This window comes from Massilia aurea (genome assembly GCF_014200505.1).
Lineage (GTDB): Bacteria > Pseudomonadota > Gammaproteobacteria > Burkholderiales > Burkholderiaceae_D > Telluria > Telluria aurea_B.
Genome location: NZ_JACHBX010000001.1, coordinates 226221 through 240790, shown reverse-complemented (window position 1 = coordinate 240790; position 14570 = coordinate 226221). Strand labels below are relative to the sequence as shown.

Genomic DNA, 14570 nt, shown 5'->3' with positions numbered 1-14570 from the left:
ACTCTTAGCGCAGCAGCCGCAATCCATACAGGCCGCCGGCCAGTGAACCGGCCTGCGCGACAAAGCGCACGTTGAGCAGACCTTGCGCGGCGTCCCGCAGCGCCGCCGGAATCGGGTAGTCGACGGTGTAGAAATCCCCGGCCGCGTCGCCCGTCAGCGTGACATTGGCCAGCACATGCCCATTGACCAGGATATCGAAGCGCCGCCCGGCGTCGGCTTTCGCATACGTCAGCCGCAGCACGCCGGCTTGCTGCTTCGGATCCTTCAACTCGTAGCTGAACCACTTTGATGCATGGCGCCAGTGGCGACCATTACTGACACCGGCATCGATCCCCTCGCCCTTGAAGAAATGGTCGGACTCCGGTTGCTGCTCGCCCGGCGCGACCTGGTCGACCGTGCGCGCATCGAGCGCCAGGCGCTCTGCCTCGCCCGATGCATTGGCCGCCTGCTGCGCCCTCAGCCCGACCGGCGTCGCGTGCTGCCAGTACATCGTGTAGCGCGATTCGTGCAGGCGGAAGAACGGCACGAACTCGGTGGCCGGTCCGTCTGCGCCATGCACCAGCCCCGGCGCGGTGAACGTCAATGGCTTGCCGGCCACCGGCTTGAACCTGCGGATGAAGTCCACCGAATCGCTGACGAACATCGGGGCCGATTCCATCGGGCAGACCGGGCCGGATGCGATGTGCCCCATGCGTGCGTCGTCGGCCAGGTACTGCAGCCGCTCGTCGCCCGGCATCCGTGTCCTGGCCGCCAGCACCACGGGGCCGTGCAGTACCGCGTAGTAGTTCGACTTGTCCGGCAGCTGCTCCAGGTGCGTGGTCATCGGCAGGCGCACGTCGATCCGGTCGCCGGCACGCCAGCGGCGCGTGAGCGCCACGTAGCCGCCCGGCCCGGCGTCAAGCTTGACCGCCTTGCCATTGACCTGCACCGTCATGCGCCCAGGCGCCACCCAGCCGGGATAACGGATCTTGACCGTGAACGTGTTCGAGCCGGGTGTGGTTCGGTCGATCGTCAGGCGCGTCGTCTCGGCATCCGGGAAGCGGGTGGCCTGCGTCAGCCTGACGCCCTGCGCTTTCCAGTCGAGGGTCGAGGCCATGAACAGGTTGACGAACAGCGTGTCCTTCTCGTGCGCGTAGATGAATTCACCGTACTTGGCGTGGCTTTCGATGCCCGAGCCCACGCAGCACCACATGCCCTGGTCGGGCTGCGAATACACGCGGTAGTGATTCGGCCGCAGCGGCGTGAAATACACGAGCCCGCCTTGCGGGCGCTGCGACGAGAGGATGTGGTTGTACAGCGCGCGCTCGTAATAGTCGCCATAAGCGCCCTTCTGCTCGGCCGCGAACAGCATCTGCGTCAGCTTGAGCATATTGTAGGTGTTGCAGGTCTCCGGCCCTTCGGCGTCATGCACCATTGGCGCGAAGTCGTCCCGGCTGTGGAAATGCTCCTTGACGCTGTTGCCGCCAATCGCCACCGAGCGCTTGTCCACGACCGTCTCCCAGAAGAATCTGGCCGCGTCGCCCATGTCCTTGCGCCCGGTCGCATCATGGATGCGCTGAAAGCCAATCACCTTCGGGATCTGCGTATTGGCATGCAGGCCGGTGAGCTGGTCGTCCTGCCGGGCCAGCGGTTGCAGGATCGCCTGGTGCGAAAAGCGCAGCGCGAGGTCGAGGTACTTCCGGTCGCCGGTGATCTCGGCGACATCGACGAAGATCTCGTTCATGCCGCCATGCTCGCTGCGCAGCATCGCCTGCATCTGTTCCGGCGACAGGCGCGCGGTCAAGGCCAGCGCCCAGTCGGACAGCGCAACCAGCATGGCGCGCGCGTCCCGGTTTCCGCCATAGCGGTAGGCATCGCGCAGGCCCGCATAGACCTTGTGCAGGTTGTACCACGGCACCCACTTGCCGTTGACCGAGAAGCCGTCGGCTTCGAGCTTGCCGGCCGCGACATCGCGCCAGGCCTGGCGACCACCCGGGATACCACCGAGGTAGCCGTCGCCATTGGCGTGCTGCGCGCGTTGCAGTTCGGCGACCATGTAATTCAGGCGGCGCAGCGTTTCCGCGTCGCCGGTCGACGCGTACATGAGCGCCAGCGCCGACAGGTAGTGCCCGCCCATATGGCCATCCAGGCCCGAGGATTCCCAGTTGCCGTAGCCTGGCTTGCGCGGTTCCAGGCCGGCCTCGCGCAGGGACGGCGCAAGCAGGCGGTCCGGCTCCATCGCCATCAGGTAGTTCAGGTCGGTGGTCTGGGCGTCGAGGAACGGCCCCGCGCCCAGGCGCACGTCCGCCAGCGGGAACGGTGCGGCCGCCTGCGCCAGCGTACCCGCCCCCAGCAGCAGCCATGCCAGGAGGCGAAGCTTCATGGCTGCAGCGCGCTCTGGTAGCGATTCAGGTCCTTCTGATCGAGCACCGGCCAGCCACCCCGGTCCCAGCCCATGTCCAGCACCTTGAGCTTCTGCTTGAAGCGGTCGGCGGTTTCATAGGCGTGCAGCACCATGTAGTCCTTGCCGTCGAACGTGTAGGCGCTGTTGTGGCCCAGGCCACGCCAGTCGCTGTCGCCCGCGATCACGAGTGTGCCGCCGCCCCTGGCCATGTCGACGCCGTTGCGGTCGAGGTAGGGTCCGGTGACCGTTTTCGCACGGCCCACCACCACCTTGTAGGTGCTGTCCTTGCCCTTGCAGCAAAGGTCCCACGAGGCGAACAGGTAGTACCAGCCGTTCTTGGGGAAGATGAACGGCGCCTCGATCTGCGCTGGCCCGGCTTCGTCGTCCGGCGTGAAGGCAGGCCGCTCGCGGCGCGCGATCGTGTGCCATTCCTGCGGCTCGGCCAGCCTGGTGCGGCTGGCGTCGAGCTTCACCAGTTTCAGGCCGCCCCAGAACGAGCCGAACGACATCCACGGCGTGCCTTTGGCGTCGTCGATCACCTGCGCGTCGATGGCGTTCCACAGGTCGCGCCCCGGCACCGACTGCACGACCGGGCCCTGGTCTTCCCACTTGTAGGCGGGCGAGCGCGGATCGAGCGTCGTGTTGACGGTCACGCCGATGGCCGACGTGTTCTTGCCGAAGCCCGACACCGAGTAGTACAGGTAGTACTTGCCGTCATGGTGATAGATGTCGGGCGCCCAGATATGGCCGTCGAAGGTCGGCGCGGCCCGTGTCGCCCAGGCCGGGCCCTCCTTGAAGACGCGGCCTTCCGGCTTCCACGTCGTCAGGTCGGTCGAGCTGTAGAACGTGATGCCGGGGCCGGTGCTGAACAGGTAGTAGCGCCCGCCCTGCTTTGCCATGACCGGGTCGTGCACGCCGACCTGCGCGGCACTGGCGCCGCCGGCGGCGCTGGCAACCACCAGCGCCGCCCACACGAGGTGTGCGGCCCGCACTTACGCCTCGACCGCGAAGACCATCACGGCCTTGGCCGGGACCTTGATCGTCAGCTTGCCATCCTGCGCCCTGGCGCTGAACGGCGCCGGCTTGATCGCCTGAGGCTTTTCGAACGTGTTGTGCGCATCCATGGCGTCGGCCGTCAGCACCTGGCCCGCAACGCCACCGACCGTCAGGCCAGCCACGTTGAGCGTGACATCGCTGGCACGGGTCGGGTGCGTGTTGACCAGCGCGATATACACCTTGCCATCCTTGGCGCGCGCTGCCGTGGCGCTGATGCCCGGCACGCCCTTGCCGTTGCTCGAATAGGCCACATCATTGTCGACCGCCACCGGCAGCGACGTCGCATCCTGGAACGGGATGTACATCTGGTACGCGTGGTAGGTTGGCGTGAGCAGCATCTTCTCCTTGTCGGTGATGATCATCGCCTGCAGCACGTTGACCATCTGCGCGATGTTCGTCATGCGCACGCGCTCGGCGTGGGCATGGAAGATGTTGAAGTTCAGCGCCGCCACGACCGCGTCGCGCAGGGTGTTACGCTGGAACAGGAAGCCCGGATTGGTGCCCGGTTCGACGTCGTACCAGGTGCCCCACTCATCGACGTAGAACCCGATTTTCTTCTCGGGATCGTTCTTGTCGAGGATGGCGACGTTCTGCTTGATGTGCTGGTCCATGCGCAGCGTTTGCTGCATGGTCGAGAACCATTCCGATTCCGGGAAGCCCGTGGCGGCACCCTTCTTTTCCCATACGCCGGTCGGCAGCGTGTAGTAGTGGAAGCTGATGCCGTCGGTGCCGCGCGCAGCTTCCTTGCTCAGTACCTCGGTCCACCTGGTGTCGTTGTCGTTGCCACCGCTGGCGACCATTTTCGGGCGTGCATCCGGTGGCGTTTTCAGGAACGTCGCATAGTGGTTGTACAGGTTGGCATAGTATTCGGGCTTCATGTTGCCGCCGCAGCCCCAGGCTTCGTTGCCGATGCCGAAGTACGCCACCTTGTACGGCGCCTTGCGGCCGTTCTTGCGGCGCAGTTCGGCCAGGGACGACTTGGTGTCCGACGTCATGTACTCGAGCCACTCGGCCATCTCTTGCGGCGTGCCGGAACCCAGGTTGCCGTTGATGTAGGCTTCCGTGCCCAGAATCTCGACCAGGTCGAAGAATTCGTGCGTGCCCACGGCATTGTCTTCGGCCACGCCGCCCCAGTGCGTGTTGACCTTGACCGGGCGCTTGTTGCGCGCACCGATACCGTCGCGCCAGTGGTATTCATCGGCGAAGCAGCCGCCCGGCCAGCGCACCAGCGGCACCTTGAGTTCCTTCAGAGCGCCGACGACGTCATTGCGCCAGCCGCGGGTATTGGGGATGGACGAGTTCTGGCCGACCCACAGGCCGCCGTAGATGCCGGTGCCAAGGTGCTCGGCGAACTGGCCATATACGTTCTTGTTGATGACGGGGCCTGGCTTGCCGGTGTCGACCGACACGCTGACCTGGGCAAAGGCAGGCATGGCGGCCAGGCCGCATGCGAAGATGAGGGGTTTGAGTGCTTTCAACATTGTCTCCATTGGTTTTGCCTGCTTGTTGTTGCAGGCTTGTTTTATTTGTCTGTGCCGCGATGTGACGGCCAGCGCATCTCAGGTCCAGCCGGCATCCACGACGAAATCCTGCGCCGTGCACATCTGGCTGTCGTCGGCGCCCAGGAACAGCACCATGCGCGCGACATCCTCCGGCATCAGCTTGCCCGGCAGGCACTGGGCTTTCTTGATCTCGGCTTCGGCCGCGTCGTCGACCCACAAGTCGATCTGGCGCTGCGTCATGACCCAGCCGGGCGTGACGGTGTTGACCCGCACGCCGAACGGTCCCAGGTCGCGCGCCAGGCTGCGCGTCAGGCCGATCACGGCGGCCTTGGTGGTCGCATAGACCGGGTAGCCGGCGCCCTTGGCATGCCAGGACATCGAACTGAAATTGATGATCGAGCCGCCGCCCTTCTTCTTCATCCCCGGCAGGACCGCCTGGCAGGTAAAGAACATCGGGCGCTGGTTGATCGCGATACGCTCGTTCCAGTAGTCGAGCGAGACGTCATGGATATCGTGGCGCTGGTCGTTCGCGGCATTGTTGACCAGCACCTCGAAGTCGCCCAGCTGCGCGGCCAGTTCGGCCATCGTGCGCTGCAGCGCGGGAATGTCGGTGATGTCGCAGTGCCGATACGCCGGCGCCCGGTGGCCGGCCCCGGCCAGCTGCGCGCACAGCGCCTCGCTGGCGTCGCGCGCGATGTCCACGAACGCGACGACGGCGCCCTGCGCCACGAACGCTTCCACGATCGCCGCGCCGATACCGGTGCCGCCGCCCGTCACAAACACCCGCCTGTCCCTCAGGCTCGGGTAGTTCGCCATGTGTTGCATGCTTGTCTCCATCTTGTTGTTGTCTGCCCGCTCACTCTTTGGTGAGCGCGCCATCCCGGCGCCGCCAGGCGCCCAGCGGGTTACCGTCCTGCAGGACCTCCGGCAGCAGTGCGGCCGGCAGGTTCTGGTAGCAGACCGGTCGCAGGAAGCGGCTGATCGCGCCTGTTCCCACCGAGGTGCTGCGGCCGTCGGCCGTCGACGGGAACGGCCCGCCATGCACCATCGCCGTCGAGACCTCGACGCCGGTAGGATACCCGTTGGCCAGGATGCGCCCGACTTTGCGCTCCAGCGTCGGCAGCAGCGCTCTGGCGGCGGCGATGTCGCCCGCGTCGAGCTGCAGCGTGGCGGTCAGCTGGCCCTCGATGGCCTCGGCCACGTCGCGCATCTTGCCCGCATCCTTGCAGACCACCAGCACCGAAGCGGGGCCGAACACTTCGTCGTGCAGCTCGGTACGTGCCAGGAATTCATCGGCCGTCGTACGAAACAACGCCGCGCCACCCTGGCCTTCCTCGTGCGCCAGGCGCGCGAGCGTCGTGATCGCGTCGTTGCCGGCCAGCGCCTCGACGCCCTTGCGGTAGCTGTCTGCAATGCCCTGGTTCAGCATCACGGCGCTGCTGGATGCCGCCAAAGCGTCGCTCGCAGCGTTGGTAAAGTCATCCAGGCCTGGCCCGTCGATCGCCAGCACCAATCCGGGATTGGTGCAGAACTGGCCGACGCCCATGGTCAGCGACGCAGCGAAGCCCTTGCCGATCTCCTCGCCCCGGTTGGCCAGCGCCTCGGGCAGCAGGAACACCGGATTGATCGAGCTCATTTCGGCATACACGGGAATCGGCTGCTTGCGCGCGGCCGCCACCGCCATCAGGGCCAGGCCGCCCGAGCGCGAGCCGGTAAAGCCAACGGCCTGGATCGCCGGGTGCGCCACCAGGCGCTGGCCGATGCCGTTGCCGGTTCCGCTCAACAGCGCAAACACGCCGGCCGGCAAGCCGCATTGCGCGACGGCCCGGGCGATTGCGCGGCCCACGAGTTCCGACGTGCCCGGGTGGGCCGAGTGGGCCTTGAGCACGACCGGACAACCGGCCGCAAACGCGGACGCCGTATCGCCACCGGCGACCGAGAACGCGAGCGGGAAATTACTGGCGGCGAACACGGCCACCGGGCCGACGCCGATCAGGCGCATGCGCAGGTCGGGGCGTGGCGGCGCGCGCTCGGGCAGCGCCGTGTCCAGGCGCGCATCGTTCCACGAACCTTCGCGCAGCAGCGTGGCAAACAGGCGCAGCTGACCCACGGTGCGCATGCGCTCACCTTCCAGACGCACGCGCGGCAGGCCGGTTTCCAGCATCGCACGCTCGATCAGCGCGTCGCCGATGGCCAGGACCTGCTCGGCCACGGTCTCGAGAAACTGCGCACGGGCTGCGTCACCCGTGGCGCGAAACGCGTCGAAGGCGTCGCCGGCCAGCGTGCAGGCGCGGTCGATCTGCTCGGGCGTGACCATGTGAAAGGCCGGCTCGATATGCTCGCGCTGGCCTGGCGCCCAGGCCTGGAACGCACCCGCGCCGCCGCGCTCCGCAAGGCCGTTGATGATGGCGTCGCCGGTGATGCTCATAAGGCGGTCACTTTCGTGTAAGGGGTGGCTTGCACCGCGAGACGATTGCGCAGCGCCGGGCCGAAGGTGGGCGAAGCGACTTCGAAGGTTTCCCCTTCGCTGACCTGGACGCCATCGGCAAAGCTCAGCGTGGCGGTGCCGAAGAAGTGGATGTGGACGTCGCCGGCGCGCTTGAACAGGCCGTACTTGAAGTGGTGGTGCTCGAGGTTCTCGAGCGTGTGCGACATGTTTTGCTCGCCGCTGACGAAGTGCTTCTCCCAGCGCGCCTGGCCATCCGCGCCGATGATGCGCGAGACGCCCGCGACATGCGCCGGCAGGTCGCCGACCAAGAGCGCCGGCCCCAGGCCGCAGTTGCGCAGCTTGGAATGCGCAAGGTACAGGTAATTCTGGCGCTCGGTCACGTGGTCGGAAAACTCATTGCCGATAGCGTAGCCGAGGCGGTACGGGTGCCCGTCGTCGCCGATCAGGTACAGGCCGGCGATCTCCGGTTCTTCGCCGCCATCGAGCGAGAATGCCGGCATCTCGAGGTCCTGGCCGGTGGCGCGCACGATCGAGCCGTCGCCCTTGTAGAACCATTCCGGCTGCACGCCGGCCGTGCCGGTCGCCGGCTTGCCGCCTTCGACGCCCATGCGGAACATCTTCATGCTGTCGCTGAGCGCGGCGATATCGCCGCCGATCTTCTGGTGCATGGCGTCGCGTGCATCGGCGCTGCCCAGGTGGGTCAGGCCGGTGCCGGTCACGTAGCAGTGGGCGGCGTCCGGGTGGTCGAGCGGTGGCAGGATGCGGCCGGCCTGCGCGGTGGCGTCATAGTCGACCTGCTGCGCACCGGCAGCGCCCTCGGCCAGCTGGGCCAGACTTTGGCCAGCGCGGATCGCGGCGCGTGCGAGTTCCAGGGTCGTGGTGTAGCCATCGATGACGCGGATGGTGGCGCCGATCAGGATGCCGACCCGGCGCTCCTGCGCGTCGGTCAGAAATTGAATGAGCAGCATGCTCTGGTCTCCTCGGTTCTGGGTTCAGTGGGAATGCTTCGGCACCGCCGAGCCACGGCAGCCGACGAGGAAATCGAAATCGCAGCCGTCGTCGGCCTGCATCACGTGATCGAGGTACAGGCGCTGGTAGCCGCTGTGCTGCACGGGCTTGTTCTTTTCGGCGCGCTCGGCCAGCCGGCGCGCGATTTCGGCATCCGGCAGTTCGACGTTGAGCAGCCCGTTATGGCAATCGAGCTGGATCATGTCGCCGTCCTGCACGATGCCCAGCGGGCCGCCATCCATCGCTTCCGGCGCGACGTGCAGCACCACGGTGCCATACGCCGTGCCACTCATGCGCGCATCCGAGATGCGCACCATGTCGGTGATGCCCCGGGCCAGCAGCTTGGGCGGCAAGCCCATATTGCCCACTTCGGCCATGCCCGGATACCCTTTCGGGCCGCAGTTCTTCATCAGGAGCACCGAGTTTTCGTCGACGTCCAGATCGGGGTCGAGGATGCGCTGCTTGTAGTGATCGAAGTCTTCAAAGACCACGGCGCGTCCGCGATGCTGCATCAGGTGCGGCGAGGCGGCCGACGGTTTGAGCACGGCCCCGCGTGGCGCGAGATTGCCGCGCAGGATGCAGATGCCCCCGTCCGCGATCAGCGGATTGTCCAGCTGACGCACGACCTCATCGTTGTAGATCGGCGCGGCGACGCAGTTTTCCCACAGCGTGTTGCCGTTGACGGTCAGCGCATCCTTGTTGGGAATCAGGCCGCCCTCGCCCAGGCGGCGAATCACGGCCGGCAAGCCGCCCGCGTAATAGAACTCTTCCATCAGGAAGCGCCCCGATGGCAACAGGTCGACCACGGTCGGCGTGCCCTTGCCGATGCGGGTCCAGTCTTCCAGTTCGAGCGGCACACCCACCCGCCCGGCAATGGCCTTCAGGTGGATCACGGCGTTGGTCGAGCCGCCGATGGCCGCATTCACGCGGATGGCGTTCTCGAAGTTTGCGCGGGTGAGGATCTTCGACAGGCGCAGGTCTTCGTGCACCATCTCGACGATGCGCATGCCCGACATGTGCGCCAGCACGTAGCGGCGCGCATCCACGGCGGGGATCGCGGCGTTGTGCGGCAGCGAGGTGCCCAGCGCTTCGGCCATGCAGGCCATCGTCGACGCCGTGCCCATCGTGTTGCAGGTGCCCGCGCTGCGCGAGTGGCCCGCTTCGGCCGACAGGAATTCGTGCATCGTGATCGTGCCGGCCTTGGCCTGCTCGTGCAACTGCCAGACGGCGGTGCCGGAGCCGATGTCCTTGCCGTTCAGCTTACCGTTGAGCATCGGGCCGCCGGTGACGACGATCGTCGGCAGGTCGACGCTGGCCGCGCCCATCAGCAGCGCCGGCGTGGTCTTGTCGCAGCCGACCAGCAGCACGACCGCATCCATCGGATTGCCGCGAATGGATTCCTCGACGTCCATGCTGGCCAGGTTCCGGGTCAGCATCGCCGTCGGGCGCAGATTGGATTCGCCGTTCGAAAACACGGGGAATTCAACCGGGAAGCCGCCTGCTTCGAGGATGCCGCGCTTGACGTGCTCAGCGAGCTTGCGGAAGTGCGCATTGCACGGGGTCAGTTCGGACCAGGTGTTGCAGATGCCGATGATCGGCTTGCCCTGGAATTCGTGGTCGGGTATGCCCTGGTTCTTCATCCAGCTGCGGTACATGAACCCGTTTTTATCCTGCGTGCCAAACCATGCCGCAGAACGCAGCGGCGTCTTTTTCTTTGCCTCGGACATCGTATCTCCTCGTTATTCTCTGGATGAAGCGTGCATGGTGCCGCTGTCCATATCACTTGATTACCGAGAGGAAGTCTAAAGTCCGGGCAGATAACTTACTAATCAAATTTTAACGAAGATCGATACCGTTTTTCGTATCGCTGACAGGCCGTCAAACGTGCAGGAAACGCGACTCGGGCAGGCCGCGGATCTCCAGCGCCTGCGCAAACAATGCGCCCGACAGCGGCGCGGCCGCGCGTTCGGCCTCTGACATGCCCAGGTGGGCACTGGTAACGAACAGCGTCGTCAGGTCAGGCCCGCCGAACGCCGGGCAGCTCGGCTGCGGCGCCGCCAGTGGCACCGTCCGTTCGAGCTGGCCGTCGGGTGCAAAGCGCGCCACGATGCCGGCGCCCCAGCGCGTGCTCCACAGGAAGCCAGCGGCATCGATCGTCGAACCGTCGGGTTCCCCCGGCACGGCATCGGGGGCGACGAACGTGTGCACGCGCCCTACTTCGGCGCTGCACGGGTTGTAGTCGGCGTACAGGATCGCCTTTTGCGCCGAGTCGGCAAAGTACATACGGCGCCCGTTGGGACTGAAGCAGATGCTGTTGGCGATGGCGGCGTTGGGCAGCGGCAGGCGCTCGAGCGACAGGTCGAGGTTCAGGCGATAGAAGCCCCCCAGTGCGTGCTTGGGATTTTCGGCCTGGTTGAACATGCCGAACACGAACCGCCCCTGGCGATCGCAGCGGCCATCGTTGATGCGCGTGGACGGGATGTCCGGTTCGACATCGCAGATGCGCGTGACCTTGCCGCTCGAGAAAGTAAAGAACGCGAGGCCGGACGCCAGCCCCAGCAGCAGGCGGTCGTCGCTGCCGGTCAGCGCGAAGCAGCACAGGCGCTCGGGCATCGGCCAGCTGGCCGTGCGGCCGGTGGCCGGCGTGTAGGCCCACAGGGTAGCGGCGGGAATATCGGTCCACAGCAGGCGGCCGGTGCGCTCGCACCACAGCACGCACTCGCCCAGCTCGTGCCGGGTGTCGGTCAGCACCTCCATCACGCCGCCTCGGTGGTGAAACGAAAGCGCGACTCGGTGGCATACACCTCGCCCGGGCGCAGGATCACGTTCGGGAACTGCGGCTGGTTCGGCGAATCGGGGAAATGCTGGGGTTCCAGGCACAAGCCGCTGCGGTGTCCGTAGCTGCGGCCCTTGCCGGATAGCGACCCGTCGAGGAAGTTCCCGCTGTAGAACTGCACGCCGGGTTCCTGCGTCCATAGTTCGAGCACGCGACCCGAGACGGGTTCGCTCACCCGCGCCGCCCGTGCCAACGCCGTGCCTTCCGGCTTGTTCAGGACAAGATTATGGTCGTAGCCGCTGCCGTGGCGCAGCTGCTTGTCGGGCTGCCCGATCCGCTCGCCGATCTGGCGCGGCAGGCGAAAGTCGAACGGCGTGCCGGTAACGGGCGTGAGTTCGCCCGTGGGAATCGATTCGCTGTCGATCGCCACGAAGCTGTCGGCATCGATGGTCAGGTAGTGCCCCAGGATGTCGCCGTCGCCGGCCAGGTTGAAGTAACTGTGCTGCGTCAGGTTGACCGGCGTGGCCTTGTCGGTCACGGCGTGGAAACGCACTACCAGTTCATTGGCGTCATTGAGCTGGTAGACGACCGTGACATCGAGGTTGCCGGGATAGCCCATCTCGCCGTCGACGCTGCGGTAGGCCAGGCGCAGGCTGGCGCCATCGACCGTCGCCGTCCACAGCACGCGATCGAAGCCGCCTGCGCCACCGTGCAGGTGGTTGTTGCCGTTGTTGACCGGCAGCTGGACCTGCACGCCATCGAGCGTGAAGCGCCCCCTGGCGATGCGGTTGCCGTAGCGGCCGATCAGCGCGCCGAAGTACGGGCTGCCGGTGCAGTAAGGCTCGATCGTATCGAAGCCGAGCACCACGTCGGCAAGCCTGCCGTCGCGGTCCGGCGCGTGCAGTTCGGTGATGACGCCGCCGAAGTCGATGATCTTCGCCACCATGCCATTGGCATTGGTAAGCGTGAACTGGGTGACGGCGGCGCCGCCTGGCAGGTGGCCGAATGGCGCTTGCGTGATACCGGTTTGCACGGTGATGTGATCCTTAATAGACAGAGGGTCGGCCGAACACCGGCATGCCCTGGTCATCCCAGCGCAGCGGCTTCACGAAGGTGTGGCGGTCCGGATTCCAGAGCGGATCGCCGACGATCTCGGTGTACGTGCGCGCGTGGTAGACCAGCATCACGGTGTCGTTGTCTTCGGCGAGCGTGAAGCTGTTGTGGCCCGGCCCATAGACGCCGTGATCGTAGCATGTACGCAAAACGGGCTGCGCCGACTTGGTCCACGAGTGCGGATCGAGCAGATCGGCGTCTTCGTCGGCCCACAGCAGCCCCATGGCGTAGTTGTGGTCGGTCGCGCTGGCCGAGTAGCTGATGAAGATCTTGCCGTTGCGGCGCAGGACCGACGGGCCTTCGTTGACCCAGAAGCCGATCGTTTCCCAGTCGTGCTCCGGTTTGCTCAAGAGGATCGGCGCGCCCTCGATCTGCCACGGCGTTTTCATCGGCGCGATGTACAGGTTCGAATTGCCCTCGATGGCGGGGTCCTTCTGCGCCCACAGGTAATACAGCTGGCCCTTGTGGGTGAACGTGGTCGCATCGAGGCAGAAGCTGTCGATGCCGGTGTCGACCTGGCCCATGAATTCCCACTCGCCTTCCAGCGGATTGGCATGGCGGTTGCGGATCGCGTACATACGGTGCTGGAACAGCTTGTCCTTGATGGCGCGGCTGGGGGCGGCGGCAAAGTAGACATACCAGGCGCCGTCATTGAAGTGCAGCTCGGGAGCCCAGACCAGCTCGGAATACGGGCCGGTATCGGGCTTGTGCCAGGCGTCGACCGTGGGCGCGGTGGCCAGGCCGGCGATGGTGGTCGCGCGGCGCAGTTCGATGCGGTCGTACAGCGGCACCGAGGCCGTGAAGTAATAGTAGCCGTCGGTGTGCTTGTAGATATAGGGATCGGCGCGTTGTTCGATCAGCGGCTGGAGGATGGTTTCTTGCATGGTTGTTCTCTGTGTGTGATTGTCAGGTGGTGGCGTAACCCTGCGCCTGCATGTCCTGCTTGACGGTGGTGTAATAGTCGTCGCTGATCCGGTACTTGAACATCAGCATCCCCATCAAAAAGTGGAAGAAGCCCGGAATCACCGACAGCATCAGCGCGATGCCCTGCAGCGCCAGCGCCGATTGCGACTGGTTCGGCACGTAACGGAAGTAATCGAGCAGGATCCCGACCATGTAGCCGGCCACGCCCATGCCGATCTTCTGGCATACCGAGATGCCGCCGAACGCGAAGCCCGAGACGCGCTTGCCGGTCTTGACCTGGCCGTAATCGATCGTCTCGGCGATGGCCGACCAGAATACCGGCGCGTGCAGGTCCACGACCAGCGAGAGCAGGAAATACAGGACGAAGGCAGTGACCATGTCGCCCGGCTGCACCAGGAAATACATCATCACGCTGAGCACCGCCACCGCGATCTGCGAATGCCGGAACAGCTTGACCTTGCAATAGAACTTGGTGGTCCAGGTCGAGACCACCATCGCCAGGATCGCCGCCGCCACGCCGGTTGACAGGAAGGCCGATACGGCCGCCGTGTCGCCGCCCAGGTAGTACTTGGCATAGTAGATCGCCACCGAGCCGCGGATCACGTAGCCGATGGTGCCGGTCACGCACACGGCGCACAGGATCAGCCACTGGTCGTTCTTGAGCAGCACGCGCACTTGCGCCATCAACGGCTGTTTCTCGACCTTGTGCACGACCCGCTCGGTGGTGGTGAAAAAGCAGAACACGAACAGCAGCACCCCGACCGCGGCCATCACCGCCATCGCCGCCTGGTAGCCGGCAGCCGGATGCGCGCCGTCCCAGGCGCTGGCCAGGACCGGCACGACGATGGTCACCATGAAGGCGCCCACCTTGGCGAAGAACAGCCGGTAGCCGTTGGCCGACAGGCGCTGCTGGGGATCGGCGGTCAGGCCGCTGATCAGCGAGATGTACGGAATGCCCACACCGGCGGTCATGATGGTCATGAGGATGTAGGTGGAGTAGGCCCAGATCAGTTTCGCGTCGTAGGCCCAGCCTGGTGTGGAAAACACGAGGAACACCGACAGGCCATACGGGACCGCGAGCAGCAGCAGCCACGGGCGATAGCGCCCCCAGCGCGTCAATACCGAATCGGTCACCTGCCCCATCGCCAGGTCGGCCACGGCGCCGATGATCTTGACGACGACGAACAGCACCGCCAGGTCGCGCACGTGCAGGCCGTAGATGTCGGTGTAGAAGAAGGTGATGATCAGCATCATCGACGAGATCACCACATTGAGCGCCATGTCGCCGGCGCCGAAGCCGACTTTTTCAAGCGTCGAGAGTTTTTGCGTTTGCACGTTTTCCATCCAATCAAAACAACG

Annotated in this window: 11 protein-coding genes; all 11 read right to left on the bottom strand. The window is 65.5% G+C overall.

Features of this window, described 5'->3' with window-relative positions; translation table 11 throughout:
- Positions 1-4: 4 nt before the first annotated feature.
- Entirely contained in the window at positions 5-2362 is a 2358-nt protein-coding gene (locus tag HD842_RS00970) for a glycoside hydrolase family 127 protein (protein ID WP_183549766.1), read from the bottom strand.
- Positions 2359-3375, bottom strand: a complete 1017-nt coding sequence (locus HD842_RS00965; RefSeq protein ID WP_370660770.1) for an arabinan endo-1,5-alpha-L-arabinosidase — start codon at positions 3373-3375, stop codon at positions 2359-2361. Before HD842_RS00965 ends, HD842_RS00970 begins: the two co-directional genes overlap by 4 nt.
- Positions 3376-4920, bottom strand: coding sequence for an alpha-N-arabinofuranosidase (locus HD842_RS00960; RefSeq protein WP_370660769.1), 1545 nt, complete (start codon positions 4918-4920; stop codon positions 3376-3378).
- Positions 4921-4998: 78 nt separating this feature from the next.
- Positions 4999-5766, bottom strand: a complete 768-nt coding sequence (locus HD842_RS00955; protein ID WP_183549759.1) for an SDR family NAD(P)-dependent oxidoreductase — start codon at positions 5764-5766, stop codon at positions 4999-5001.
- A gap of 31 nt (positions 5767-5797) precedes the next feature.
- Positions 5798-7369, bottom strand: a complete 1572-nt coding sequence (locus HD842_RS00950; RefSeq protein WP_183549755.1) for an aldehyde dehydrogenase (NADP(+)) — start codon at positions 7367-7369, stop codon at positions 5798-5800.
- Positions 7366-8358, bottom strand: a complete 993-nt coding sequence (gene araD1, locus HD842_RS00945; RefSeq protein ID WP_183549752.1) for an AraD1 family protein — start codon at positions 8356-8358, stop codon at positions 7366-7368. Before araD1 ends, HD842_RS00950 begins: the two co-directional genes overlap by 4 nt.
- A 24-nt stretch (positions 8359-8382) precedes the next feature.
- The gene (locus HD842_RS00940) at positions 8383-10125 is read right to left on the bottom strand and encodes an IlvD/Edd family dehydratase (protein WP_183549748.1); all 1743 of its coding nucleotides are present in this window, start codon (positions 10123-10125) and stop codon (positions 8383-8385) included.
- 151 nt (positions 10126-10276) lie between these two features.
- The gene (locus HD842_RS00935) at positions 10277-11158 is read right to left on the bottom strand and encodes an SMP-30/gluconolactonase/LRE family protein (RefSeq protein ID WP_370660768.1); all 882 of its coding nucleotides are present in this window, start codon (positions 11156-11158) and stop codon (positions 10277-10279) included.
- Positions 11155-12207 (bottom strand): aldose epimerase family protein, encoded by a 1053-nt coding sequence (locus HD842_RS00930; RefSeq protein WP_370660767.1) that lies wholly within the window; start codon positions 12205-12207, stop codon positions 11155-11157. The genes HD842_RS00935 and HD842_RS00930 overlap by 4 nt, the downstream gene beginning before the upstream one ends.
- Positions 12208-12220: 13 nt before the next feature.
- Entirely contained in the window at positions 12221-13171 is a 951-nt protein-coding gene (locus tag HD842_RS00925) for a glycoside hydrolase family 43 protein (protein WP_183549739.1), read from the bottom strand.
- A gap of 22 nt (positions 13172-13193) precedes the next feature.
- Entirely contained in the window at positions 13194-14555 is a 1362-nt protein-coding gene (locus HD842_RS00920) for an MFS transporter (RefSeq protein WP_221290044.1), read from the bottom strand.
- Between the last annotated feature and the right edge of the window lie 15 nt (positions 14556-14570).

What these genes read in the sequence shown, in the direction of transcription:
- HD842_RS00925 (WP_183549739.1), bottom strand. Translation starts at nt 13,171, where the DNA reads ATGCAAGAAACCATCCTCCAGCCGCTGATCGAACAACGCGCCGATCCC.
- HD842_RS00940 (WP_183549748.1), bottom strand. Translation starts at nt 10,125, where the DNA reads ATGTCCGAGGCAAAGAAAAAGACGCCGCTGCGTTCTGCGGCATGGTTT.
- HD842_RS00920 (WP_221290044.1), bottom strand. Translation starts at nt 14,555, where the DNA reads ATGGAAAACGTGCAAACGCAAAAACTCTCGACGCTTGAAAAAGTCGGC.
- HD842_RS00955 (WP_183549759.1), bottom strand. Translation starts at nt 5,766, where the DNA reads ATGCAACACATGGCGAACTACCCGAGCCTGAGGGACAGGCGGGTGTTT.
- HD842_RS00970 (WP_183549766.1), bottom strand. Translation starts at nt 2,362, where the DNA reads ATGAAGCTTCGCCTCCTGGCATGGCTGCTGCTGGGGGCGGGTACGCTG.
- araD1 (WP_183549752.1), bottom strand. Translation starts at nt 8,358, where the DNA reads ATGCTGCTCATTCAATTTCTGACCGACGCGCAGGAGCGCCGGGTCGGC.
- HD842_RS00950 (WP_183549755.1), bottom strand. Translation starts at nt 7,369, where the DNA reads ATGAGCATCACCGGCGACGCCATCATCAACGGCCTTGCGGAGCGCGGC.
- HD842_RS00960 (WP_370660769.1), bottom strand. Translation starts at nt 4,920, where the DNA reads ATGTTGAAAGCACTCAAACCCCTCATCTTCGCATGCGGCCTGGCCGCC.